The sequence below is a fragment of the Pseudarthrobacter sp. 05T312 genome (assembly GCF_056396685.1).
On record NZ_JBFTLY010000027.1, the window covers coordinates 1 to 22559 of the forward strand.

At 66.7% G+C, this 22559-nt stretch carries 22 protein-coding genes; 7 read left to right on the top strand and 15 right to left on the bottom strand.

Annotated features, from left to right (window positions below):
- Positions 1 to 615: 615 nt before the first annotated feature.
- Genes rpsN through rpmB form a run of 3 tightly spaced genes read right to left on the bottom strand, consistent with a single transcriptional unit; the run spans position 616 to position 1327 of the window.
- Positions 616 to 921 (bottom strand): 30S ribosomal protein S14, encoded by a 306-nt coding sequence (gene rpsN, locus AC1DIP_RS21655; protein ID WP_141159002.1) that lies wholly within the window; start codon positions 919 to 921, stop codon positions 616 to 618.
- Positions 922 to 923: 2 nt separating this feature from the next.
- The gene (rpmG, locus tag AC1DIP_RS21660) at positions 924 to 1091 is read right to left on the bottom strand and encodes a 50S ribosomal protein L33 (protein ID WP_013602737.1); all 168 of its coding nucleotides are present in this window, start codon (positions 1089 to 1091) and stop codon (positions 924 to 926) included.
- Positions 1091 to 1327 (bottom strand): 50S ribosomal protein L28, encoded by a 237-nt coding sequence (gene rpmB / locus AC1DIP_RS21665; protein WP_018763944.1) that lies wholly within the window; start codon positions 1325 to 1327, stop codon positions 1091 to 1093. Before rpmB ends, rpmG begins: the two co-directional genes overlap by 1 nt.
- Before the next feature lie 314 nt (positions 1328 to 1641).
- Here rpmB and AC1DIP_RS21670 point away from each other — a divergent pair, with 314 nt between their 5' ends.
- The 3 genes from AC1DIP_RS21670 to AC1DIP_RS21680 are packed head-to-tail and all read left to right on the top strand — an operon-like array spanning position 1642 to position 4488.
- Positions 1642 to 3108, top strand: a complete 1467-nt coding sequence (locus tag AC1DIP_RS21670) for a ferredoxin reductase family protein (RefSeq protein ID WP_477735051.1) — start codon at positions 1642 to 1644, stop codon at positions 3106 to 3108.
- Positions 3105 to 3677 carry an FMN-binding protein gene (locus AC1DIP_RS21675; protein WP_477735052.1) on the top strand — a complete coding sequence of 191 codons (573 nt, stop codon included), beginning with the start codon at positions 3105 to 3107 and terminating at the stop codon, positions 3675 to 3677. The genes AC1DIP_RS21670 and AC1DIP_RS21675 overlap by 4 nt, the downstream gene beginning before the upstream one ends.
- The gene (locus AC1DIP_RS21680) at positions 3661 to 4488 is read left to right on the top strand and encodes an FAD:protein FMN transferase (RefSeq protein WP_477735053.1); all 828 of its coding nucleotides are present in this window, start codon (positions 3661 to 3663) and stop codon (positions 4486 to 4488) included. Before AC1DIP_RS21675 ends, AC1DIP_RS21680 begins: the two co-directional genes overlap by 17 nt.
- 5 nt (positions 4489 to 4493) lie before the next feature.
- On the opposite strand, the gene AC1DIP_RS21685 is transcribed toward AC1DIP_RS21680, so the two are convergent.
- Both AC1DIP_RS21685 and AC1DIP_RS21690 read right to left on the bottom strand, forming a co-directional pair.
- Positions 4494 to 5255 (bottom strand): GDSL-type esterase/lipase family protein, encoded by a 762-nt coding sequence (locus AC1DIP_RS21685; protein ID WP_476207885.1) that lies wholly within the window; start codon positions 5253 to 5255, stop codon positions 4494 to 4496.
- Positions 5256 to 5310: 55 nt separating this feature from the next.
- Complete coding sequence (locus AC1DIP_RS21690; protein ID WP_476207886.1) at positions 5311 to 5796, bottom strand: MarR family transcriptional regulator; 486 nt, start codon at positions 5794 to 5796, stop codon at positions 5311 to 5313.
- Between the two features lie 59 nt (positions 5797 to 5855).
- Here AC1DIP_RS21690 and AC1DIP_RS21695 point away from each other — a divergent pair, with 59 nt between their 5' ends.
- Positions 5856 to 6161: a YciI family protein gene (locus AC1DIP_RS21695; RefSeq protein WP_477735054.1), complete on the top strand. Its 306-nt coding sequence runs from the start codon at positions 5856 to 5858 to the stop codon at positions 6159 to 6161.
- On the opposite strand, the gene AC1DIP_RS21700 is transcribed toward AC1DIP_RS21695, so the two are convergent.
- From AC1DIP_RS21700 to AC1DIP_RS21725, 6 genes are all read right to left on the bottom strand, one after another.
- Positions 6158 to 7021 (bottom strand): GDSL-type esterase/lipase family protein, encoded by an 864-nt coding sequence (locus AC1DIP_RS21700; protein WP_476207890.1) that lies wholly within the window; start codon positions 7019 to 7021, stop codon positions 6158 to 6160. The two genes, AC1DIP_RS21695 and AC1DIP_RS21700, sit on opposite strands and share 4 nt — an antisense overlap.
- Positions 7022 to 7170: 149 nt before the next feature.
- Positions 7171 to 8226 carry a siderophore-interacting protein gene (locus tag AC1DIP_RS21705; protein ID WP_477735055.1) on the bottom strand — a complete coding sequence of 352 codons (1056 nt, stop codon included), beginning with the start codon at positions 8224 to 8226 and terminating at the stop codon, positions 7171 to 7173.
- Complete coding sequence (locus AC1DIP_RS21710) at positions 8223 to 9038, bottom strand: ABC transporter ATP-binding protein (protein ID WP_477735056.1); 816 nt, start codon at positions 9036 to 9038, stop codon at positions 8223 to 8225. Before AC1DIP_RS21710 ends, AC1DIP_RS21705 begins: the two co-directional genes overlap by 4 nt.
- Position 9039: 1 nt before the next feature.
- Positions 9040 to 10113, bottom strand: coding sequence for a FecCD family ABC transporter permease (locus tag AC1DIP_RS21715; RefSeq protein WP_477735057.1), 1074 nt, complete (start codon positions 10111 to 10113; stop codon positions 9040 to 9042).
- A gap of 20 nt (positions 10114 to 10133) precedes the next feature.
- Positions 10134 to 11216, bottom strand: a complete 1083-nt coding sequence (locus AC1DIP_RS21720; protein WP_477735058.1) for a FecCD family ABC transporter permease — start codon at positions 11214 to 11216, stop codon at positions 10134 to 10136.
- A 10-nt stretch (positions 11217 to 11226) separates the two neighbouring features.
- The gene (locus tag AC1DIP_RS21725) at positions 11227 to 12315 is read right to left on the bottom strand and encodes an iron-siderophore ABC transporter substrate-binding protein (protein ID WP_477735059.1); all 1089 of its coding nucleotides are present in this window, start codon (positions 12313 to 12315) and stop codon (positions 11227 to 11229) included.
- A 357-nt stretch (positions 12316 to 12672) separates the two neighbouring features.
- Between AC1DIP_RS21725 and AC1DIP_RS21730 the strand changes: the two genes are divergently transcribed.
- Entirely contained in the window at positions 12673 to 13167 is a 495-nt protein-coding gene (locus AC1DIP_RS21730) for an FBP domain-containing protein (RefSeq protein ID WP_477735060.1), read from the top strand.
- Positions 13168 to 13234: 67 nt separating this feature from the next.
- On the opposite strand, the gene AC1DIP_RS21735 is transcribed toward AC1DIP_RS21730, so the two are convergent.
- The 4 genes from AC1DIP_RS21735 to AC1DIP_RS21750 form a co-directional block, all read right to left on the bottom strand.
- Complete coding sequence (locus tag AC1DIP_RS21735) at positions 13235 to 13636, bottom strand: hypothetical protein (RefSeq protein ID WP_477735061.1); 402 nt, start codon at positions 13634 to 13636, stop codon at positions 13235 to 13237.
- A 459-nt stretch (positions 13637 to 14095) separates the two neighbouring features.
- On the bottom strand, positions 14096 to 17557 hold the full coding sequence (locus AC1DIP_RS21740) for an ATP-binding protein (RefSeq protein ID WP_477735062.1): 3462 nt from the start codon (positions 17555 to 17557) through the stop codon (positions 14096 to 14098).
- A complete protein-coding gene (locus AC1DIP_RS21745) occupies positions 17554 to 18462 on the bottom strand; it encodes a DUF4194 domain-containing protein (protein WP_477735063.1) in 909 nt (302 codons plus the stop codon). Before AC1DIP_RS21745 ends, AC1DIP_RS21740 begins: the two co-directional genes overlap by 4 nt.
- Positions 18455 to 19912, bottom strand: coding sequence for a DUF3375 family protein (locus AC1DIP_RS21750; protein ID WP_476207907.1), 1458 nt, complete (start codon positions 19910 to 19912; stop codon positions 18455 to 18457). Before AC1DIP_RS21750 ends, AC1DIP_RS21745 begins: the two co-directional genes overlap by 8 nt.
- 270 nt (positions 19913 to 20182) lie before the next feature.
- On the opposite strand from AC1DIP_RS21750, the gene AC1DIP_RS21755 reads away from it, so the two are divergent.
- Complete coding sequence (locus AC1DIP_RS21755; RefSeq protein ID WP_477735064.1) at positions 20183 to 20485, top strand: hypothetical protein; 303 nt, start codon at positions 20183 to 20185, stop codon at positions 20483 to 20485.
- Positions 20486 to 20546: 61 nt separating this feature from the next.
- Positions 20547 to 22547: an acyl-CoA dehydrogenase family protein gene (locus AC1DIP_RS21760; RefSeq protein WP_477735065.1), complete on the top strand. Its 2001-nt coding sequence runs from the start codon at positions 20547 to 20549 to the stop codon at positions 22545 to 22547.
- The last annotated feature ends 12 nt before the right edge of the window (positions 22548 to 22559 follow it).

Consider the following 22559-nt stretch of genomic DNA (forward strand, 5'->3'; position numbering starts at 1 on the left):
ACACCACAGGGGCGGCACGATTCGGCACAATCAACCAATTACATACATAATCGGTATCAACAAACTTGGCACACTATTGAGTTCTCAAACAACAGACACACCCGGCACCACCCAAACACTCACGTTCAGGATCGCTCCGGAGCAACTTTTCAAACTTACCCGATCCCCCACCCCGAAGCAAATCCATCTTTCAGGACTCACATCATGTTGAGGACCGCCCCATACCGATTTCCAGCGCCCTAAAGAGCAACCAGAATCTGGCTTTGATTTGGGGGGTTTTGGCCACCCGGTGAACAGTTCTTCACTGTCTCCCCCGCGGCGACTTAGAAAACAATACACGCCCACCGCGCCCACCGCAAACCGGCCCTCACAGGGCCGGAAATCCCCGGTATTCCGCGGCGAAACGCGGGGTGAGGCACCGACGCAACCTCCCGGCGTCGCAATTCTGCCGATGTGTGCTGCCGCACGGGTTTCGACAAGCTCAACCACCGAAGGGCAGCAGCACCCAGGGCGTCGACGAGTTCAACCACCGACCACGTGTGGGTTAGACGCCGAAGGGCCGGCAACCCTAAGGTTGCCGGCCCTTCTCAAGCAGCTGGAATCAGCGGTGCTGAATTACCAGGAAGACTTGGTGATGCCCGGGAGTTCGCCCTTGTGTGCCATGTCGCGGAAACGGACACGGGAGATGCCGAACTTCTGGAAGGTGCCACGGGGGCGGCCGTCGATGATGTCGCGGTTACGCAGACGGATCGGGGACGCGTTGCGGGGCAGCTTCTGCAGGCCCAGGCGGGCTGCTTCACGTGCTTCGTCGGTTGCGTTCAGGTCAACCAGGGTCTTCTTCAGTTCGAGGCGCTTGGCAGCGTAACGCTCAACGATGACCTTGCGCTGCTCGTTGCGAGCAATCTTGGACTTCTTAGCCATGTTTAGCGCTCCTCTCGGAATTCGACGTGCTGGCGGATCTTGGGGTCGTACTTCTTCAGGACCATTCGGTCCGGGTCGTTACGACGGTTCTTGCGGGTTACGTAGGTGTAACCCGTGCCCGCGGTCGACTTGAGCTTGATGATCGGACGTACGTCCTTGTCCTTAGCCACTAGAGCTTCACCCCACGAGCCAGAATGTCGGCGACGACTGCGTCGATACCGCGCACGTCGATGGTCTTGATGCCACGTGCAGAGACCTGCAGCGTGACGTTACGGCGCAGGGACGGAACCCAGTAGCGCTTCTTCTGGATGTTCGGATCGAACCGACGCTTGTTGCGGCGGTGCGAGTGCGAAATGCTGTGCCCAAAGCCCGGCTCGGCTCCGGTCACTTGGCAGTGTGCTGCCATGACTTCTCCTCAAGAATTGAAAGTAATGATCCGCATATCTGCTGCTGGACCATGCTGCTAAGGGCGACCCACAGAAAGTACGGGCAACGGTTAGTTACGCAACTTGAGCCCCTAACTACCGGCCACCCTGGAGAAAATTACCGGGCAACCGGAGCAATTGCGCACGCTCCGCGCACTTAGCGCCTACCAAGTCTACGAGTTGACGCAATTAAAGACCAATCGGGTGTATAAGGGTTCGCCGCTTATGGAATGTCACAGCAGCCGCGGGCCCCTTTTCACAGCAGGGACATAGCTTCCCCAAGCATGTTTGATGCATGAACACACAGCTCCTGCCGGCATCACCGGCCGCAAGCAGCTCCGGCCGCCCGGAGCTCTCACCACCGAAGATACCCGCCCGCGGCTGGTTCGCCCGCCAGTATCGCCAGCGCATGCTGCGGACGGACTTCCTGACCGTCATTGCGTGGGCGTCCGTGGCCGCCGCCATCGCCTTGTGGCTGGCAGACGGCGGGGCCAACAACATCGCCTCGCCCGCCTCGCTGTTCACGGCGGCGGGAATCGTGGCCGGCCTGACGGGCATGGACCTGGTCCTGCTGATGTTGCTCCTGGCCGCGAGGATCCCGTTCATCGACCGCACCATCGGCCACGACCGCGCCCTGGAATTCCACGGCAAACTGGGTAAGCCTTCCCTTTACCTCCTCCTGGCGCACGGACTCCTGCTGGTCATCGGGTACGGCATGGCCGAAGGACTGGACCCGGTCAGTGAATCCGTCAACCTGTGGGTCCAGGTCCCCGACATGTGGCTGGCGTTCGTCTCCATGGCCCTGTTCATCGCCGTCGTGGTGACCTCCCTGGTGGCTGTGCGCCGGCGCTTCCCGTACGAGTTTTGGTACGTGGTCCACCTGCTGACCTACGCCGCGGTGGCAACGTCGATTCCGCACCAGTTCAGTGTGGGCGGCCTCTTTGCCGCCGGCACCTGGCAGCGCTGGTACTGGCTCGCCATTTGCATCTACACCGGCAGTGCCCTGGTGTACTTCCGAATCCTTGAGCCGGTGCTGGCCACGGCACGGCACCAGCTCACCGTGGCACGGGTGGAGAGGGTGGCCCCGGGTGTGGTGAACATCGTCATGCGGGGCCGGAAGCTGGACCAGCTGGCAGGGACGGCCGGACGCTTCTTCATCTGGCGCTTCCTGGCTCCGGGCATGTGGTGGCACCCGCACCCGTTCAGCCTGTCAGCGGAGCCCGTAGTCGACGGCCGGGACGGCCAGGGGACGCTGCGGGTCACCGTCCGGAACCTCGGCGACGGCTCCGCCCAGCTGCTCCGGCTGCGCAAAGGCACCAAGGTGGCGCTGGAAGGACCCTACGGCCTGCTCAGCACGGCAGCCCGAACGAAGAACAAAGTCGTGATGATTGGCGCCGGCATCGGCATCACACCGCTGCGGGCGCTGCTCGAAACCACCCCGTTCGCTCCCGGCGAGGCCACGGTCCTGCTCCGCGGCCACACTGGCCAGGATCTGTACCTGGGGAACGAAATCCTTGACCTCTGCCAGGCGCGCGGGGTCCGGCTCTTCCACCTCACCGGGCCAAGGGGCCATGGCCAGTCCACCTGGCTTCCCGAGGACTCGGTGCGCAACGGCTACAGCCTTAGCTCCTACGTGCCGGACATCCGGGATGCGGACGTCTACGTCTGCGGCCCCGCGGGGTGGGCGGCCAACGTCATAGCGGATGCCGGGAAAGCCGGCGTCCCCGAGGAACAGATCCATCACGAAAGGTTTGACTGGTGAAAATACGCGGAACAGTCGCAGCAGCTTTGGCCTCCGCCGGGATCCTCCTGGTGGGCTGGCAGACGGGCACGCAGGCCGGCGGCATCAGTACCGTCGCTTCGAGTACGACGGCGACCGGCACCACGGGTGCAACAGGCACGGGGTCCACGGGGACGGGTTCGTCCGGGTCGGCCGGGTCCTCCGGGTCCTCCGGGTCGTCCGGGTCGTCCGGATCCTCCAGCTCATCGGGCACCGCAGGGTCTTCCGGGTCCGCAAGCTCCTCCGGGTCCTCCGGTTCGTCGGGTTCCACGGGCTCCGGCACCTACAAGGGCAACACCGTCCAGACCCGGTTCGGCCCCGTCCAGGTCCAGATCACGGTGGCGAACGGAAAGATCACCGATGTCACGGCCCTGCAGCTGACCAATACGGACGGCAAATCCATCCAGATCAGCAACCGCGCGGCGCCCTTGCTGCGCAGCAAGGTCCTGGCGGCGCAGTCTGCCAATGTCCAGACCGTCAGCGGCGCCACCATCACCAGCGATGCCTACCTCACCTCACTCCAGGCAGCCATCGATGCAGCGAACCTCTGACTCCCTGCCCGCCACGGCGGGCACCAGCCTGAAGGCCCGCACTTTTGCGTGCATGGGAACGGTCATCGGACTGACGATGCCCGTCGGCGGCCCTGCGGAAGGGCAGCCGGGGCTCGATGAGCTCGCTGCCGCCACCGCCGTCGTCGAACGCCTGTTCCGCGACCTGGACGAGACCTTCAGCCTGTACCGCCCTGACTCGGAAGCCAGCAGGCTGGCGCGTGGGGAACTGACGCTGCCGCACGCTTCAGCGCAGATGCGCGAAGCATACGCCGAGGCGCATGAGTGGCGGCTGCGCACCGAGGGGGCGTTCACGCCCGAAAGGCCGGACGGGGTGCTGGACCTTTCCGGCATTATCAAGGGCCATGCCATCCGTGAGGCAGGAACAACACTCCTGGCCCTGGGCCGCCGGGACTGGTGCCTGAACGCCGGCGGAGATGTCCTGGTCAGCGGGTCGCCACGTCCGGGCAGCGCCGAACCCTGGAAAGCCGGCGTTGTGGATCCCGCGGACCGCCAAACCCTTATTACCGGGTATGCGCTCGGCGGCACCAACCGGCACCACGCCATCGCCACCTCAGGATCCGCCGAACGCGGGGAACACATCTGGCGGGTAGGAAGCGGCGCTCATACCGACGGGTTTGTCCAGGTCACCGTTGCTGCCGCCGACATCGTCACCGCCGACGTCCTGGCCACGACCATCGTTGCCGGCGGGACACGGATGCTGGACCAGGTTGCGGACCAATGGGATGTGGCCGTACTGGCCATCCGCGCGGACGGCTCCATGCTGGCTACGCCGGCGTTCCAGACAGAGTAGGGCGCCTAGATCCGCGTGAATTGCGCGTACTTGGGCTGCAGGTTATCCCCGGAAGACTTGCCGGTGACGCGGCGGACCACCCACGGCGCGGCGTACTCCCGGAACCACTGGGCATTAGCGCGGATGGCGTCTGCCCCGCTCAGTTCCGGCACCGGCGTCATGGGCGGAACGTCGATGGAGTGGTCATATTTGAGGACCTCAAGCACGCGCTTGGCCATGTTCGCGTGCCCGGCGGCGGACATATGCATCCGGTCGTGGGCCCACATGCCCCAGTCGTAATATTCACTGAAGCGCCAGTAGTCCACCAGCAGGGCGCCGTGGTCCCCGGCGATCCCCCTGACCAGTTCGTTGTAGATGGCGGTGCGGCCGCGCATGGTGCTGAACACCTTCGACCCCCGGGCGTCAAAACCCGTGAACATCACCACGGTGGCGCCGGTGGCAGCGAGTTTCCCCACGGCGTCGTTGTACTCCACCAGCAGGTCATCGATGTCCACTCTCGGGCGGAGGATGTCATTGGCACCGGCGTAGATACTCACCAGGGTGGGATTAAGCGCGACGGCGGCGTCCACCTGTTCAGCCATGATCTGGCGGAGTTTCCTGCCGCGGATGGCCAGGTTTGCGTAGCCGAAATTGGGGTCGGCGGCACCGAGCTGCTCGGCCACGCGGTCTGCCCAGCCCCGGACTCCGTTGGGGCGGCCCGGGTCATCGTCGCCCACGCCTTCCGTGAAGGAGTCGCCGAGGGCCACGAACCGGGAAGTGAAATCCATGCGGTTAGTTTGCCACCCGTTGCCGGGAGCAACCAATCGGCGGGATGTTCCCGGGTCAGCCCTGGGTTTCGCGGAGGATCCAGTGGTCAGAGTCCAGGCGGCCCACCACTTTTTCACCGATCCGGGCCAGGTCCAGGACATCCTGCTCGGTCAGCGCATCGAGGAACAGGTCACGGACGTCCTCCACGTGGGCCGGGGCCAGCCCGACAATGGTGGCCATGCCTTCCTCGGTGAGATGCGCGGTGGTGACGCGGGCATCGTGGGGGTGCGGGCGGCGCTCCACCCAGCCGCGCTTCTGCAGCTTGGTCACCACGTGTGAGAGCCGGGACAGGGAGGCGCTGGTGCGGGCGGCGAGTTCGCTCATGGGCAGGAACCGCTCCTCGGCTTCGGACAGCATGGCCAGGACCGTGTAGTCGAAGAGGGACAGTTTTCCTGCCGCGTGCAGCTTGGTGTCCAGGGCCGCGGGCAGCAGCGTATTGATGCTTACCAGCGCCAGCCAGGCGCGGCGTTCGTCAGCGTTGAGCCAGCGGGGATCGGTCATGGTCACCATTCTACGATTGATCCTTCAAGTAGCTGGTGCGGCGCCGGTAGGCTTGCCCCATGTATGTTGTCTCCCTCACCTACCGCGTGCCCCAGGAGATCGTCGATTTCCACAACGACGCGCACATCGGCTGGCTGCAAAAGGCCTTTGACGACGGCGTGTTTATCGCCGCCGGCCGCAAGATCCCGCGCACCGGTGGCCTGCTCCTGTCGCAGGCTGACCGGGAAACCCTCGATGCAAGCCTGGCCCGGGATCCGTTCTACACCAACGGGGTTGCCGACTTCGAAGTCATGGAGTTCCACGCCGGCAGGGTAGCCCCGGGGTACGAGATCCTGCTGGACACCCCGCCCCAGCCCGCACCCTAAGGCGGGCTGCTTCCCGAAGGTATGCTGCCGGCGTCGGACGTTCCGGCGGCGAGCTTCTTCAACCCGCCCTTCCGGGGGACCTTGACCGGTTGTGGCCAGCGCGGGGTGAGGGTATCCCCCAGTGTGACGCCCCGGAGCTTGCGGCCGAAGAGCGGCAGGACCCAGTCGTGGACCCAGCGCCGCTGGCGCCGCTCCCACTCACGCAGGCTGGGCCGGGCGGGTGGTTCCCAGTCCTTGGGCTTGATCTTGTGCGGCACGCCCAGCTGGTCCAGCACCTGCCCGGCCAGGTATTTGTGCCCCGCCTTGGACATGTGGAGCCGGTCCGAGTCCCACATCCGCCGGTCGTGGAAGGCATCCAGGCACCAGTAGTCCACCAGCACGGCCCCGTATTTACCCGCGATGTCCCGGACCCGCTCGTTGTAATAGGTGTTGCGCTTCTTCAGGGGCTCCAGCAGGGCGGAGACCTTGACGTCGAAGCCGGTGAAGAGGACCACCGTGGCCCCGGTGCCTGCCAGCGCTGCCACCAGCTGCTCATAGTCCGCCATGAGCGCGGGCATGTCAGTCTTAAGGTCCAGGATGTCGTTGCCGCCGGCGTAGAGCGTGACGAGCGTTGGCCGCATCCCCAGCGCCGGTTCCAGCTGCTCGTCGACGATGTGCCGCAGCCGTTTGCTCCTGATGGCCAGGTTGGCGTATCTCCAGCCTGGCTGCGCCTTCGCCAGTTTCTCGGCCACCCGGTCGGCCCACCCCCGCACCCCGTTGGGCAGCCGCTCGTCCCGGTCGCCCACCCCTTCGGTAAAGGAGTCCCCGAGGGCAACAAACACCCGCCGCCCGGAGTCAGGAAGCAGGGGATCAGAGGGCACAGGCACGAAAGTACCGGGAGGAAAAGAAGCAGGTACGACGCCGGGATGAACAGTAAGTGATGGGGCGTCCCGGAAATGCCGGCAGGATCTGATGGCGCGTTTGCAGGGAAAACGCCAAAGCTGAGCACGCGACCCTGGCGGTGCCGGGGCTAGCCTTCGGCTTTGCCCTGCCGCCAGTACCCCATGAACGCCACCTGCTTCCGGTCGATCCCCACGTCGCGGACCAGGTAGCGCCGCAGTTCCTTGATGACCCCCGCTTCGCCCGCCATCCAGGCGTAGAAGGGCAGCGCACCGGCGGGCAGGTGCGGGTTCCTGGAGCCGCTGATGACGGAGGATTCCAGGCGCCCGGGCGTCTCCCACAGGATGTCTTCATCCACGTTGACGTCATCCGGCTCAGGCCCGGCGGCCCCGTCGTCCGCCGTGATGCCCACCCAGGCGGGCACGGGGACGGCTTTGCGCACGGCTTCCTGCAGCAGCTGCCCGTGCGGCCGGGACCGTCCGATGGCGGCGCCGCGGGCCAGCCACGTGATTTCGATGTCCGCCGGAGAGCTGAGTTCCAGGAAGTCGCCGGCCTGCGGGACTTCCAGGAGAGCATGTCCGCTTATATAGGGCGGGAGGGTTTCGAGGATCGCGGAGATCGCGGGGACGGCGGTTTCGTCGCCGGCGAGCAGGACGCGCTGGGCCATGCCGGGGCGCCACTCGATACCGGAGTAGGTTTCGGCGGTGACGCAATGCGCGGCGCGGTTGTTCGGGCCGATGATGGTGAGCGGGTCGCCGGGTGTGGCCTTGGATGCCCAGTCCGCAGCCGGCCCGGCGTGCCCGTGGTCGTCGGCGTGCATGACGAAGTCGACGTCGATCTCGGGGTACACCGCGTCCAGCCGCGCCTCCCGGACCGTATAGGTGCGCATGGAGCCGCGCACGGCCGGGTCCATGGCCAGCCAGTCCCGGTACCAGCCGGCGTGGGCCGTATCGAAGGCGGCGACCGGCAGCGGCGTGCCGTCCGGGGCCCGTGACGGGATGACGAGCTTGACCCGGAGGTCCAGGGTGTGGCCGTGGACGCCGAAGTCACGCAAGGAGTAGCCGCCGAAGGTGATCCTGCGGAACGTGGGGCTGAGCTGCTGGACAGCTGAGACGGTCACCTCGAAGGCAAGGCTCATCGGCTGGGTTGCCGGCTGGTGGGTGGCGGCGCTTTCCCGGGTTTTCATGAAACGAGCTCCAGTTCGGTGGTTGTGGCGTGGTGCCGGCCGATGGGAAGGATCAGCGGGGTACCGGAGACGGGGTCCGGGATGACGCGGCTTTCCAGGCCGAAGACGTCTTTGACCAGGTCTTCCGTCACCACGTCCTGCGGGGAGCCCAGGGCTGCGACGGCGCCGTCCTTCATGGCGATGACGTGGTCCGCGTAGCGGGCGGCCAGGTTGAGGTCGTGCAGGACAATGGCCACGGTGGTGCCGCGCGTGCGGTTCAGGTCCGTCACCAGGTCCAGGACCTCCACCTGGTGGGCCAGGTCGAGGTAGGTGGTGGGTTCGTCCAGCAGCAGGACGTCGGTTTCCTGGGCAAGGGCCATGGCGATCCAGGCCCGCTGCCGCTGCCCGCCGGACAGTCCGTCCACGTCCCGCCCGGCGAGCTCCAGCGTTCCGGTGGCTTCCAGCGCGCGCTGCACCGCGGCGTCGTCCTTGACACTCCAGCTGCGGAAGAAGCCCTGGTGCGGGTAGCGTCCCCGCCCCACCAGGTCGCGGACGGTGATCCCGTCCGGGGCGCTGGGGTGCTGGGGCAGCAGGCCCAGGGCGCGGGCCAGTTCGCGCGCCGGACGGGAATGGATGTCCTTGCCGTCCAGGGTCACGGCGCCGCGCTCAGGTTTAAGGAGCCGGGACAGGCCTCGGAGCAGGGTCGACTTTCCGCAGGCGTTGGCGCCCACGATCATGGTCACCCTACCTTCGGGAATCCGGACGCTGAGGCCGTCCACCACGCAGCGCTGGTGGTAGCTGAGGGTCAGGTCCTTGGCTTGGAGAACTGCCACGTCAGGCATCCTTTCGGTTGGCCGTGACCAGGAGCCACAGCAGGAACGGGGCGCCGAGCGCGCCGGTGACCACGCCCACCGGGAGCACTGTGCCGCCCAAAAACAAGGGGGCCAGGTTGGCGGCGAAGTAGTCGGCCGCCAGGACAATCAGGGCGCCCACCATGGCCGACGCCGGCAGGCTGGCTTTGCCTGTGAAGCGGCGGGCGATGGGACCGGCCAGGAAGGCGACGAACGAGACCGGTCCGGCAGCCGCCGTCGCCACTGCTGCCAGCGATACCGCGACGACCACCAGTGCCAGGCGCGCGGTGTTGACCCGGACGCCCAGCCCGGCCGCTGCGTCATCCCCCAGTTCCAGGATTCGCAGCGGCCCGGCGATAAGCCCGGTGGCGGGAACCAGGGCGGCGAGCGCCAGGAAGAGGATCCCGGCGCGGTCCCAGTTGGCGGAGTTCAGGGATCCGTTCAGCCAGACCAGGGCGTCGGCGGCGGTGCGGATGTCGGCCCGGGTCATGAGGAAGCTGACCACGGCCTGGAGGGCTGCCGCGGTCCCCACACCGGCCAGGACCAGCCTGTTTCCGGCAGCGGTTCCCCTGCCGGTTCGGCGGGCGCCGCGGGAGATCACGTAAATCAGGGCCGCCACGGCCAGGGCACCCGCCAGCGCCGCCGCGGACACAGCGGCACCGGATACGCCGAAAACAACGATCGCAACAACCGCCGCCGCACTGGCCCCCGAGCTGATGCCAATAACGTCGGGGCTGGCAAGGGGGTTCCGCAGCATGGTCTGGAACAGGGCGCCGGCCAGGCCGAACGCGATCCCGATCAGGGTGCCGATGACCGCGCGGGGAAGTTTGTTCTCCATCACGATGAAGCTGGCTCCCGGAATCTTCGCGCCGCCGGTGAGGTGGTTGATGACGATGGTGAAGAAATCCGAAATGGTCACCGTGTAGCTGCCCAGCAGGACGGACGCGAAGAACAGGATCACGACGGCGGCAGCCAGCACCGCGGTCCGGTGCAGTCGCCCCCGTCCCCCGCGCTGCTCCATCACTTCTGGCCCCTTGGGACCGGTTTTGGCAGCCATATCTGATAGCGCAACGCCGGTCACAGGCCTGCCCCTTTCCCGCGGCGGACCAGCCACACGAACACGGGGGCGCCGACCAGGGCGGTCATGATGCCCGCCGGGATTTCACCGGGAAGCAGCACCACCCGGCCAACGATGTCCGCGCCCAGCAGCAGCACCGGAGCGGCCACCAGGGACAACGGCAGGATCCAGCGGTAGTCCGGGCCGGTGAGGAAGCGGACGGCGTGCGGGATGACCAGGCCGACGAACCCGATGGGCCCCGCCAGCGCGGTGGCCGTGCCGCACAGCAGGACCACCCCCAGGGCCACCACGGCGCGGGACAGCCCGACCCGTTGGCCCAGCCCGCGGGCAACGTCGTCCCCCAGGGCAAGGCTGTTGAGGGTCCGCCCGGCCAGCAGCACAACCAGCGCACCGGCCGCCAGGAACGGCAAACCCGGCAGGAGTACCGGCCAGTCACGGCCCGCGATGCCGCCCACCTGCCAGAAGCGGAACCGGTCGAGGGTGTCCTGGCTGGAGACCAGAATGACGTTCATGAGCGATGACAGCCCGGCGCTCAATGCTGCTCCCGCCAGCGCGAGCTTCACCGGCGTTGCACCCTCCCGGCCCAGCGAGGCGATGAGGTACACCACGACGGCGGCCGCGGCGGCCCCGGTGAACGCGAACCAGATGTAGCCGGTGAAGGTGGTGACGCCGAACAGGTAGATTCCGGCCACTACCGCCAGGGCAGCCCCGGCGTTGACACCGATGATGCCGGGATCGGCCAGGGGATTGCGGGCAACACCCTGCATCGCCGCACCGGCCAGGCCCAGCGCACCGCCGGCCAGCAGGCCCAGGACGGTCCGCGGGATACGGGCGTGCACCACGGCATGGTCCCCGTTTGCGGGATCGAACGCTGTGAGCGCCTGCCACACAGTGCCGAGGGGAACGTCACGGGCGCCCACGGCCAGCGATGTGCCGGCCAGGAGGACCAAAACGACGACGGCGGCCAGCAGCCAGGCAGCAGGTTTCCTTCCCCGAGCATCACCCCGGAGGGTGCCCGGGGCTGCCGTGACCGGCACCTGGGTGCCGTTGTCCGCTGCCGGAGGCGCCGTCGTCGTACTCATGGAGGTGCGCCTACTTCACTGCGTCCGCTGCTGTGGCAAGCTGCGGGAGGAACGTCTCCAGGGACCACGGCAGGCTCAGCGGCGACGATGCCGAGATGGAAAGGGTCAGCATGTTGTCCGAATCGGCCACCAGGGCACCATTCTTGATGGCCGGGATCTGGCCGAGGAGCGGGTCCGCCTTGATGGCGTCGGTTGTGGAGGCATCCGGAACCCAGGTGACGAAGATGTCCGACTGCAGTTCATTGGCTTTTTCGGCGGACCACGGAATGTAGAACTCCTTGGAGCCCTTGGAGTTGTCCGCCACCACCGGGGCGAGGGTCATGCCGATCTCGCTGAGGAAGCGGGGGCGGTTGTCGTTGGCGGTGTAGACGTTCACGCCGTCGCCCTTGGCGGGCTCCAGGTTGCCGTAGATGAAGCTCTTGCCTTGGATCTGCGGGTACTGGGCCACCTTGTCCTTGACCGTCGATTCGGTGTCGGAAACCAGTGTGGCCGCTTCGGCGTCCTTGCCCAGGGCCTTGCCGATGGTGGTGGTGGCGTCCTGCCAGGAGGTTCCGTAGGCGACGCCCGGGTGGGCCACCACGGGGGCAATTTCGCTGAGTTTCCTGTAGTCCTCTTCCGTCAGGCCCGAGTAGGCGGCGAGGATGACGTCCGGGCTGAGCTTGGCAATCTCCGTGAAGTTGATCCCGTCCGCTTCCGAGTACTGGGCGGGAGCCTTGGCCGAACCGAAGCCGGCGCCCAGTTTTTCCAGCGCGGCGTCCTTCCAGGGGGTGGAGCCCTTGTCATTGCCGCCCCACTCGTTCCTGGGGACGCCCACCGGAACCACGCCCAGCGCGATGGCGACGTCGTCGTTAACCCAGGAAACGGTGGCAACCCGGGTGGGCTGCTTCTCGATGGTGGTACTGCCGTACACGTGCTCGATGGTGACGGGGAACGCGGTGCTGCTGCTGGAACTGCCGGCATCCGCAACGGTGGTGGCGGGACCTGTGCTGCACGCCGACAGCGTGAGGGCCGCCGCGGCCAGCACTGAGGCAGCCTTTCCGGCTGAGGAAAACAGCGTGCGGCGGGTGGGCACTGGGCCGGGAAAGAGGGGGAACGACACGGGGCTCCTTGAATCGGACTGATCAAAACTTAAGTAAGGCTAACCTATGTAAATCTGCATTACGCAACACTTTTGTCACCTAATCCAGCATCGTGACGAAAACCACATTCTGCGGCCGACCGCTTGGACAGGACCCGCATCCTTTGGCAGGATGGCCCTTGCTGGTCCGGCTTTTGAGACACCGGACGGCTGAACAGGAAAAGGACAACGGGAACGATGCGCACGCAGAGGGCCAATCGGGCCGCCGCTGCCGTGGAGAGCGGGGTGGCCGCTTTGGCCTGCACCGCGGAGACTGACTGACTCCCCCGTTACCCCTGGCCCGGCTCCGGGCCGCCCACCTTCACGAAAGTTTCAGCCATGCAATCAGTCACGTCCCAGCAGATCCGTTTATCCTTCGTCAACGCCAGCCGCTCGGAAGCTGCAAAGCTCACCCTGCCCAAAAACTTCGACTCGCTCGACTGGGACGGCCTGGAGTTCCTGGGCTGGCGGGACGAGAAGATGCCGCTGCGCGGTTACCTCGTGGTCCCGGGGCAAAAGGGCCTCACCGGGATCATGCTCCGGGCACCCGAAGGAGGGGCCAAGAAGAACCGGTCGGTGCTGTGTGAGCTCTGCCGGGATGTGTTGTCCAAGGAGGACGTGCTGTTGTGGGTCGCCAAGCGGGCGGGCCAGTCGGGGCGGAACGGCAATACCGTCGGCACCCTGATCTGCGCCGACTTCGTGTGCTGCGGCAACGTCCGCAGGGAGCCGCCTGTCAATGAGATCAATCCAGATCCCGCCGCCGTGGTGGAACGCCAGATCCAGGGGCTTCAGGACCGCACGGCGCAGTTCCTGGCGCGCGTTCAGGCCAAGTAGAACGTCGGGCGAAGCAGGCAGGCGAAGCCCCGTTCACGGCCGTGAACGGGACTTCCCGGCCTGCCGGTCAGCGGTAGGAGAAGCTCATCAGTACAGCCTTCAACGCCTGGCCTTCGGCGCCCCAGTACCAGGCCTTCGCCGCGTCATCGCTGGCGAACGGCTGCGCGTCGAACAGGACATCCGCGCTCAAGACCCGGCCGCCAAGCAGCACCGGACCTTCCCGCACCTGTCCGTCCGGGGAAACAGGCAATCCAGCCGTGAGTTCCATGCGGTATCTTGGGGCGCCTTCACTGCGGTCCACAAAGAACGACGCATGCGGCGTGGGAACAGAATGGTCCCGGAGGCCCAGGACAGGGTCTGTTTCGATGACGGTCCGGGTGGCAGAGCCGGCGACGACATCGGCGATTTGGCCGTAGTAGATGTTGATGCGGCTGCTTCCTCCGGTATCGTGAACCGTAGCCGTTCCCACATACGGAGTTTTCGACGGCTCGAAAAGCTCCACCGTCCAGTCCGCCGGATGGCTGAAGGACAGCCGGCCATCGGGAAAGGTGAAAGCTTCCGGCCCTGCGGGAACCGGAGAAGAGGTAGCCGCGGGAACTATTGCCCGACCCGGGTCCGGGGCCACTGTGGAACTGGCGGCGGACGCCGGGGATGAACCGCCATTCGCCGGGGTCCCCTCCGCACAAGCCGCGAGGGAGAGCAGGACGGCAGCAAGCGCCGGCGGTGCACCTTGCAGGACACGCATGGAAGTGCCTTTCAAGAGGACGCCATCGTTCTCTTGGGGAACAGCGCGGACCCAGCATCCCGCAGTACCTATGGGATTTCTTCAGGCGAGGTGTGGTTGGTCATCCCAGAGTGGCACAACGAAAACACCGGCCACCATTGCCCGCACAATAATTCCACCTATTTGTTATATTGCCCGGCTTTCTCAGCGCAGCACGATGTCCACCGGGTTCGCTTCCGACCGCCAGGCGCCTTCCTCCCCCGGCCGGGGACGGATCACCGGCGCTGTGAGGACTCCGGAGCGGTTGGTGCGCCGGTCCCGGAGGATTTCGGTGACCGAGCCCAGGTGGCGGGACAGGTCGATCACGTTCTCCGGAGCCGCGAGCAGCAGCTGGAATCCGAATTCGTGCAGCGCCTTGATTCCGGCGCCGGCGAACTCCTCCGACGCGAGCACGAAAGCCTCGTCCATCATCACGGTGCCGTAGGTGGTGAAGCCCTGCTCGGCGATGCCCAGCTGGTAGCTCAGGGCCGCGGCCATGATGAAGGCGGTGAACCGCTGCCGCTCGCCACCGGACATCGAACCGGTGTCAGCGTGCATGAACACTTCGGTCTTCTTGCCGCCCCGCGGACCGGTGACTTCCCGGTGCTCCTTGCACTGGATGAACAGGTGCCCGCGGACGTCCAGTACCTCGGCACGCCAGCGCCGGTCCTCGGGTGCCTGGGAACCGAGCCGCTTGACCAGGGTTTCCAGGGACTTGTAGCGGGCGGTGAGCTCGCCGTCGTCGTCCCCTTCGGCGCCGGAGCCCTCCGCCCGGCCGGCCTCCGGCTTCACCGGCCGCGTGTGCCGCGCCTTCAGGGCGTTCTGGATAGCGTCCTTGAACTGCTTGGCCGTGGGCGGCAGCGTCTGCTTGATGTCCAGTTCCAGGAAGCTGCCCTCGTGGAAGTTCACCTGCGAGAGGATGCCGTTCAGGGGCAGGATGCGGCTGGTGATGGAGCGGCGTTCCTCGTCCAGCAGGTGCAGCAGGGTGCTGAAGGACTCGTGCGTGCGCTGGTTGAAGAACTGGCGGAACTCCGCCTCCTGCGCGGGCAGGCCGTCGTTAATGATCGCGTGGTAGCGCGCCTCGAACTCGCTCGCGGCGCCGACGCTGGTGCCGTGGTCGGCCGAGATGGCACTGCCCCACTCGCGCACGAAGCCTTCAAAAATGCGGGTGAGCCGCTCGGCCGTCGCCTGTCCCCGCGACTCCGCGGAGTGCAGTTCGCCCAGCAGCGCGGTCCGGACCCGGTTGGCCAGGTTGTCCAGCTCGTGCATTTCCGTAATGTCGCCGAAGTCGGCGAAGTAGGGTTCCAGGGCTTTGACGGTGGCGTCCGACGGCGGTGCCTGGGCCAGGCGGTCGCGCGCAGCTTCCAGCAGGGTATCGGCAGCCGTCAGCTGGCGGTCGAGTGCCTTGTATTCGCTTTGCAGGACGGCGGCGGACTCGGTGCTGGACTGGTGCTTGTGCCGGACTTCCTCGATGCTGGCGCGGAGCGGCTCCAGGTCCGCCTGGGCAGCAAGGGCGTCCTTGAGCCGCTGCTCGATCCGCACCAGCTCATCGGCGGCGACCGCGGCAGACACTTGTTTCCACGGACGGTCGTCTTCGGCGATCCGGCGCAGGGCGTCAAGCTGCCGGCTCATGCCCTGGTGCGAGTCCTCGCGGCTCTGCGCCAGTTCGGCGGCCTTGGCCACCTCCTGCCGGAGGTCCTCCACCTGCCCGGCCACGAGCTCCAGCTTGGCCGCATTGTCGAAGCCCAGGACGTAATCCTGGCGGCTGGTGAAGCGGTCGTCCTTCTCCACCGTGTGCCGGTTGCGCTTGACCACGCCGCCCAGGCTGAGGCCCTTGTCCAGTGCAGCCAGTTCGTCAGGGTCCTCCACGCAGGGGTATGCGAAATCGAGGGCGATCCGCTCGCGGACCCATTCCCCCGCCTCAGCAGCCGCACCCGAGGCAAGGATGTCCAGCTTGGTGAGCAGGTCGCCGTCGCGTGCGTCCTCCACGGCGAGCGCGCCGCCGGCGAGCGGCTTGGAGACGTCCACGGCCCGCAGCGCGCCGCGGACGTTGTGGTCGTTGAGGTAGCGGGTCACGGCGCCGAAGTGCTCGCCGGGAACCAACAGGGTGGTGGCCAGGTTGCGGAGTGCGCGTTCAGCGGCGGGGCGCCACCGTTCCTCCCCCTCGGCGAGATCCATGAGCTCACCGGCGAAGGGCATGCGGTCCTCGGGGATGCCGGTTGCGGCGGCTATGGCGGCGCGGTTTTCGATGCTCGACGGCGGCAGCAGGGATTTGCGCGTCTTCAGGGAGACGAGTTCCTGCTCAGCCGCGGCCAGCTCGCGTTTCCGGGCAGCGTGCGCATCGAACGCCTCAAACCTGAGCTCCTGCAGGGCCTGCGAGTCGTCCTTCAGCTCGGCCGACCGGGCTGCTGCCTGCTCGTGCGCCTGCTCCCAGCCGGCGCCGCTCCACTCAAGCTGCAGGCCGGCGTCGGCCAGTGCCTGCTGGGCTGCCTCCTCCACCTGCTGGCGGAGCTTCAGGCCAACCCGGGCGTTTTCCAGCGACTGCTCGATCGCGGAGATCGCGTTGCCGCCCTGGTTGTTGTAGTCGGCTTCCAGCTCCCGCAGTTCCTTGGCCAGGCCATCGCGGACCGCACGCTCGGCACCCAGTTCCTTGGCCTTTGACTGCGCCAGCTCACGGAAACGGACCAGCGTCTTCTGGTGCACCGTGACGGCGAGCTGCTGCTTGTACGCGTCGAATTCCCCGCCCACCAGCTCCCGCAGCCGGTTCGCGTCCAGCAGCGACTGCGCGTATTCGCGGTTCAGCCCGGGGACAGGGGCCAGCTGGTCCCGCTGCTGCCGGACATCCTCCAGCCGCTGGCGGATGGACATCAGGTTGCTGAACTCCTCCACCACGTCGTCCGCGGCGGCCAGCGTTGCCGGCGCGTCCAGGACCTGGTCGCGGAAGAAGGTGTTGACGCTGCCGCCAAGGCCCTTTCCTGCCTGGATCACTCGCAGCAGGGGCAGCGCCTGGTCCGAGCTGATCCCCAGCAGCCGCCGGAACCGCTCCGCGAACGCCTTGTGCACGTCAAACACCTGGGCGTGCGGGAAGAGCGTCTCCAGGGCACCCTTGGTGAAGCGCTTGTCCGCGATGCCCTCGAGCGCTTCAAGATCCAGGGGCACATTGTCGATCAGGTAGAACCGGCCCACGCTGGACTCGGTGCCGTTCTTCGGCAGGTCGAACAGCGCCGAGACCGTCACCCGGGTGCCGGCGGCGTTGTCGAACGTCAGGGCGACGGCGGACCAGGTGGCACCCGGGCGCTGGAACGCACTCGCCGAGCCCTCGCCCACGGCCTTGTCCCCCACCTTGCCGCGCATGTACGTCAACGTGGTCCGCTTGTCCTCCACGGCACCCGAGCGCTGCGCAGCGGCCTCATTCGACCTCGGCCGGGCATCGAACACCCGCAGCATCGCATCGAACAGCGTGGACTTGCCCACGCCCGAGTTACCCGTGAGCAGGGTCCCGTTCCGGTCCACGTGCATTGTGTGCGCCCCATGGAACGTCCCCCAGTTGACCACCTGCACCAACGCCAGCCGCATCTGCCCCGGGTTGGTCACGTCCCCCAACGGAAGCATGCTCGCGATCGTCACTTGGTCACCTCAGTCTTGGTCGCGTCTGACTCAGCAGCCGATGCCTCTTCTTGTCCGTCACCAGGGCCGGCGTCATCGTCCCCCGCACCGTCCTCTTCCTCGCTCCCCGGGGAATCGGCGTCGAGGTCCAGCATTGCTTCTGTGCCGGTGGCGTCGGCCGAAGCCGCTACCAGGGCCTCAATGTGGGCCGGGATGTCGCCGATGTTTTCGAACGGCAGGGCCAGGGGCAGGGCGTTGGAGATGGTGTAGACGTCGTCCAGACCGGTGGGGAGCAGGAGTTGCCGGGCCAGGAGCTTGGTGATGGCGCGGGTGACCACGTCCGAGTCGCGCAGGGCGTCCTGCTGCCCGGCGGGCTGGTAATGCGCCACCAGGTCCGTGATCTCCTCACGGGTGATGGTGGGGTCCGTCTGGGCAGTGACGTGCCGGTCCAGCAGCAGGCGCAGCCGGAGCAGCACGATGGTTTCCACCCGGCTGAGGGCGCGCTGCTGGCGCAGGATGCTGGACCGGGTGTTGCCGCCGATCACCTCCGGATCCACGGGGCGCAGGACGGCAATCTTCCGCTCATGGTCCAGCTGCAGGGTCAGGAACAGCTCGGAAAGGCGGCTGCGCAGGATCACCTGGTGGTCTAGCAGCACTGTCCACAGCTTTTCGTCCCGGCCGCCGTCAATGTAGGGGCCCTTGAGGAGCTTCACCAGGGCCTGCCGCACCTTCATCGACAGGACTCCGGTGTCCCCGGGGAACAAGGCTGCTCCGTCCACGAAGGTGTCGCGGGGTGAAACAGGTCCGGGGTACCCAGCGCCCGATGCCGACCGGGTGTCCGCCTGATCAACCACCGCCTCCTGCCGCTGCTCTCCAGCCGGCGTTTCCGCGGACTCAACTACCGGCGTCGTGCTTTCCTCAGTCATCTGAATCCTTTGCGAGCGTGACCACCGGCAGGTAGGCCTTGCGGGTGGAGCCGTCTATTTGTTCGAAGTCCAGTCCGTCCCAGGCGCCGCGGTTGAAGTCCGCCCCGGCGTGGAGGGCTTCCGACAACAGGGCGCGGATGGAGTTGATGTGCTGCTCTTCGGGCGGCAGCTGCTGCCAGGCGTCGGCAAGGGTTGCAGCTCCGGCCATGGCTGCCCGGACCACCGCCGGCTTGGCCTTGCCGGTCCTCGGCGAGCGCACCCGGTCCGAGTCGGTGAAGGCGATGGGATCCGCCAGGCGGGGCGGTGCCGCGAACTCGTCCGGGTCGAACAGCTTCACCATGGACAGGGACTCGAAGCCGGCGTTGTAGAGGACCGGCCCGGGGACCAGCCCGGGGCGTTCCCGCTCGTACGGGAGGGAACGGATGGCCTGCTCCGCTTCGCGCAGGACCTGGCGCAGCCTGACCGACTGGCGGAAGTCGTCGCTTTGGACGTACGTGTTGAGGCTTTCGCTGAGTTTGCCGTAGATGCGCTGAATCTGGCTGTGCTGCTGGCGGAGTTCGGCCACCAGGTTCTTGAGCGTTTCCCGGTCATCGGGTGAGAGGTCGTCGGCGAACTGGCGGCTCAGGACCTCGCCAATCGCGGACCGGAAGCGGAGCTGCTGCTGCGGATCCTCAAGGAAGGCAGTGAAGGACCGGAAGGTCCTGCCTTCGGGGCTCTGGCGCAGCCGTTTATCGGCTTCAAGGACCTGGGCCATGGTGGCACCCTTGGTCAGGGACTCCTCAATGATCTGGTTGCGGAGGCCGCCCACCAGTTCCTCGATCCGGTCACGCATCTTCTTGTAGTCCGCGGGCAGGCTGGCTGCCAGGTCCAGGATGTTTCCCGCGGCTTCCACGGCGTCGTCGTCGTCGAGCAGGCCGTCGAACTCGCCGGTGCTGATGTCCTGGATGAGCTGCTGCCGCTCTTCGATTTCCTCTTCGAGGGCTTCCAGCCGGGCGCTCTGGTCCGGGTTGGTCTCGTTGGCGAGCTTCTCCACGTCCCCCAGAAGGGTGCCCAGGCGGGAACCGTTCAAGGTGGACCGCTCGCTGGAGAGGCTGTCCAGGAAGGCGAGCACGCGGGCTGCCGGCTCAGTTGCCTCGTAGACGATCTGGCCTGACTGGTTCCGGCGGGTCAGGAACTGCCGCCGCGTCCATTCATCGCCAAAGGCCTTGCCGTTGGCCCCTCCACCCAGCCCGGGGTCCTGGCGCCGGAGTTCTTCAAGGAAGGTGTCGACGTCGGCATGGAATTCCTCGAGCGGGACCTGCGGCCGGGTGCGGGTAAAGGATGCCTGGAGCACCGCAATGACCCAGGGCGCCGAACGGGTCAGGGCCCACGCGGGACCCTTGGTGAGGAGTTCGAGGTCCCGGAGCCGGGCGCTGATGGCGTCAGCGGATGACCTGGCGGAGCGGGGCACACACTCTCCTTGGGCTGTTGGCTGCGGACTGTTCCGGGGACTGGGCAGGGGCGGTCCGAAATGGCCGGACCGGAAAACTGCCAACTACAAGGTTAACGCAGGCCGCCGCGACCGCTTCGTGACCTACCTGTGGGTAGTGTTTCGATCCCATATCAACAGGTGCCGCCGTCCGCGCCGGGTCTGGCTGCGCCCGCAGCCGTCCACCTACGCTTCTGCTACCGGTCTTCACTACAGCAGTCTTTCGCAGGCAATGTCGCAGCAGGGGGATACATGCAGTTCGATCTAAGCTCCGTGGAAACAGCCACTTTGGTCTTCATCGGGACATTGGTGTTCGGCGCGGTCCTGGCCGGATTCGTCCTGACGGCCGGGCTGGTGGCCTTGGTGGTACTGGGCGCGGGCAAGCTCACCTGGATAGTTGTTGTCAATACGCTCATGGCGGTGGTCCACGGGATCAATTCAGGGTGGGAAAGGCTGGTCCACCGCGCTTCCGCCGTCGAGCTTCCGGGGGACTTCCAGGGCCAACCGGCCCCTAGCACCGGAACCTACCCGCGGGTAATCTTGAGGGACAGCTGAAGGGTTCTCCAACCCGGCGGATCCATGGCTACACCGGCCAATCCGGCCAAGGAGATAACCCATGACCTCCGCAACTGACAGCCAGGCCAAAGACGCCCCGGCTGAAGAAACCCCCGTCCCCACCGGCAACATCGGCGCCGGCGCCACCGCCGAAGATGCCCGGGCCGTCGCCGAGGCCGCCCGGGAGTCAGGCTGGGACCGTCCCAGCTTCGCCAAGGGCCTCTACCTGGGCAGTTTCGATCTGGACCTGGTCCACCCGTGGCCGGCCGCTGACCCAGCTTCCGTCCAAAAGGGCGAGGAGTTCATGGCCCGCCTGACCGACTTCGCCCGGACCATGTCCGGGCGGGTTATCGAGCGGTACGCGAAGATTCCGGACGAATACATCAAGGACCTGGCGGACCTCGGCGTCTTTGGCATGAAGATCCCGGAGGAATACGGCGGCCTGGGCCTCTCGCTGGTGTACTACGGACGGGCCCTTGCCCTGCTCGGCAGCGTGCACCCCAGCCTGGGCGCCCTGATTTCCGCCCACCAGTCAATCGGCGTGCCCGAGCCCGTGAAGGTCTTTGGGACGCCCGAACAGAAGCGTGAGTACCTGCCACGGTGTGCCGCCGGTGCCGTCACTGCCTTCCTCCTCACCGAACCGGACGTGGGCAGCGACCCCGCCCGGATGGGCAGCACGGCAACCCCCACGGACGACGGCGACGCGTACCTTTTGGACGGCGTGAAACTGTGGACCACCAACGGGGTGATCGCCGAACTGGTGGTGGTCATGGCGGTGGTCCCGGCGCACACCGACCCGGACGGCACCCGGCACAAGGGCGGCATCAGCGCGTTCGTGGTGGAGATGGACTCGCCGGGTATCACGGTGGAAAACCGCAACGCCTTCATGGGCCTGCGCGGGATCGAGAACGGGGTGACCCGCTTCCACCAGGTCCGGGTGCCCGCCGCCAACCGGCTCGGGCGCGAGGGCCAGGGCCTGAAGATCGCACTGACCACGCTCAACACCGGCCGCCTGGCCCTGCCCGCGCTGTGCGTGGCATCGGGACGGTGGAGCCTGAAGATTGCCCGCGAGTGGTCCAATGCCCGCACCCAGTGGGGCAGGCCCGTGGGTGAACACGAGGCCGTGGGCAAGAAGATTGCGTTCATCGCGGCCTCGGCCTTTGCCCTGGACGCCGTGTTTGAACTGTCGGCGGAACTTGCCGATGCGGGGCAGAAGGACGTCCGCATCGAGGCCGCGCTCGCAAAACTTTGGGCCACGGAAATCAGCTGCCGGATAGCCGATGAACTGGTCCAGATCCGGGGCGGCCGCGGATTCGAAACGGCCGCGTCGCTGGCCGCCCGCGGGGAACGGGCGGTGCCGGCCGAGCAGCAGCTGCGGGACCTCCGCATCAACCGGATCTTCGAGGGTTCGTCCGAAATCATGCGGCTGCTGATCGCGCGGGAAGCGGTGGACGCGCACCTTGCCGCTGCGGGCGACCTCGCGTCCCTTGATGCGAGCCTGGCCGACAAAGCGAAGGCCGCCGTCGGCGCTTCCGGCTTCTACGCCAAGTGGCTGCCCAAGCTGGTGGCGGGCGCCGGGATGGACCCGCGGTCCTACGGCGAGTTCGGCCGGCTGGCCAAGCACCTTCGGTTCGTGGAGCGTTCGTCGCGGCGGCTCGCCCGCCAGACGTTCTACGGCATGGGCCGGTGGCAGGCCAAACTCGAGCGCAAGCAGGCGTTCCTCGGCCGGGTGGTGGACATCGGTGCGGAGCTCTTCGCGATGACGGCATGCTGCTCCCGCGCCGAAATGCTCCTGAAGACGTCCCCCGACAAGGCAGCCAGCGCCTACGAGCTCGCCGACGCCTACTGTGAGCAGGCAAGGGTCCGGGTGGACGAATACTTCGACCAGCTGTGGCGGAACACGGACGACGCCGACCACGCACTGACGCGAAAAGTGCTTGCCGGTGACTACACGTGGCTGGAGGCAGGGGTGCTGGACCAGTCCGAGGGCACGGGCCCATGGATCGCCGACGCCTCTCCGGGAGCATCAACCAAGGAGGACCTGCACCGGAACTACCGGTAAAACCGCAGGTCA

What these genes read in the sequence shown, in the direction of transcription:
- rpsN (WP_141159002.1), bottom strand. Translation starts at nt 921, where the DNA reads ATGGCTAAGAAGTCCAAGATTGCTCGCAACGAGCAGCGCAAGGTCATC.
- rpmB (WP_018763944.1), bottom strand. Translation starts at nt 1,327, where the DNA reads ATGGCAGCACACTGCCAAGTGACCGGAGCCGAGCCGGGCTTTGGGCAC.
- AC1DIP_RS21670 (WP_477735051.1), top strand. Translation starts at nt 1,642, where the DNA reads ATGAACACACAGCTCCTGCCGGCATCACCGGCCGCAAGCAGCTCCGGC.
- AC1DIP_RS21680 (WP_477735053.1), top strand. Translation starts at nt 3,661, where the DNA reads ATGCAGCGAACCTCTGACTCCCTGCCCGCCACGGCGGGCACCAGCCTG.
- AC1DIP_RS21685 (WP_476207885.1), bottom strand. Translation starts at nt 5,255, where the DNA reads ATGGATTTCACTTCCCGGTTCGTGGCCCTCGGCGACTCCTTCACGGAA.
- AC1DIP_RS21690 (WP_476207886.1), bottom strand. Translation starts at nt 5,796, where the DNA reads ATGACCGATCCCCGCTGGCTCAACGCTGACGAACGCCGCGCCTGGCTG.
- AC1DIP_RS21695 (WP_477735054.1), top strand. Translation starts at nt 5,856, where the DNA reads ATGTATGTTGTCTCCCTCACCTACCGCGTGCCCCAGGAGATCGTCGAT.
- AC1DIP_RS21705 (WP_477735055.1), bottom strand. Translation starts at nt 8,226, where the DNA reads ATGAAAACCCGGGAAAGCGCCGCCACCCACCAGCCGGCAACCCAGCCG.
- AC1DIP_RS21715 (WP_477735057.1), bottom strand. Translation starts at nt 10,113, where the DNA reads ATGGCTGCCAAAACCGGTCCCAAGGGGCCAGAAGTGATGGAGCAGCGC.
- AC1DIP_RS21720 (WP_477735058.1), bottom strand. Translation starts at nt 11,216, where the DNA reads ATGAGTACGACGACGGCGCCTCCGGCAGCGGACAACGGCACCCAGGTG.
- AC1DIP_RS21730 (WP_477735060.1), top strand. Translation starts at nt 12,673, where the DNA reads ATGCAATCAGTCACGTCCCAGCAGATCCGTTTATCCTTCGTCAACGCC.
- AC1DIP_RS21745 (WP_477735063.1), bottom strand. Translation starts at nt 18,462, where the DNA reads ATGACTGAGGAAAGCACGACGCCGGTAGTTGAGTCCGCGGAAACGCCG.
- AC1DIP_RS21755 (WP_477735064.1), top strand. Translation starts at nt 20,183, where the DNA reads ATGCAGTTCGATCTAAGCTCCGTGGAAACAGCCACTTTGGTCTTCATC.
- AC1DIP_RS21760 (WP_477735065.1), top strand. Translation starts at nt 20,547, where the DNA reads ATGACCTCCGCAACTGACAGCCAGGCCAAAGACGCCCCGGCTGAAGAA.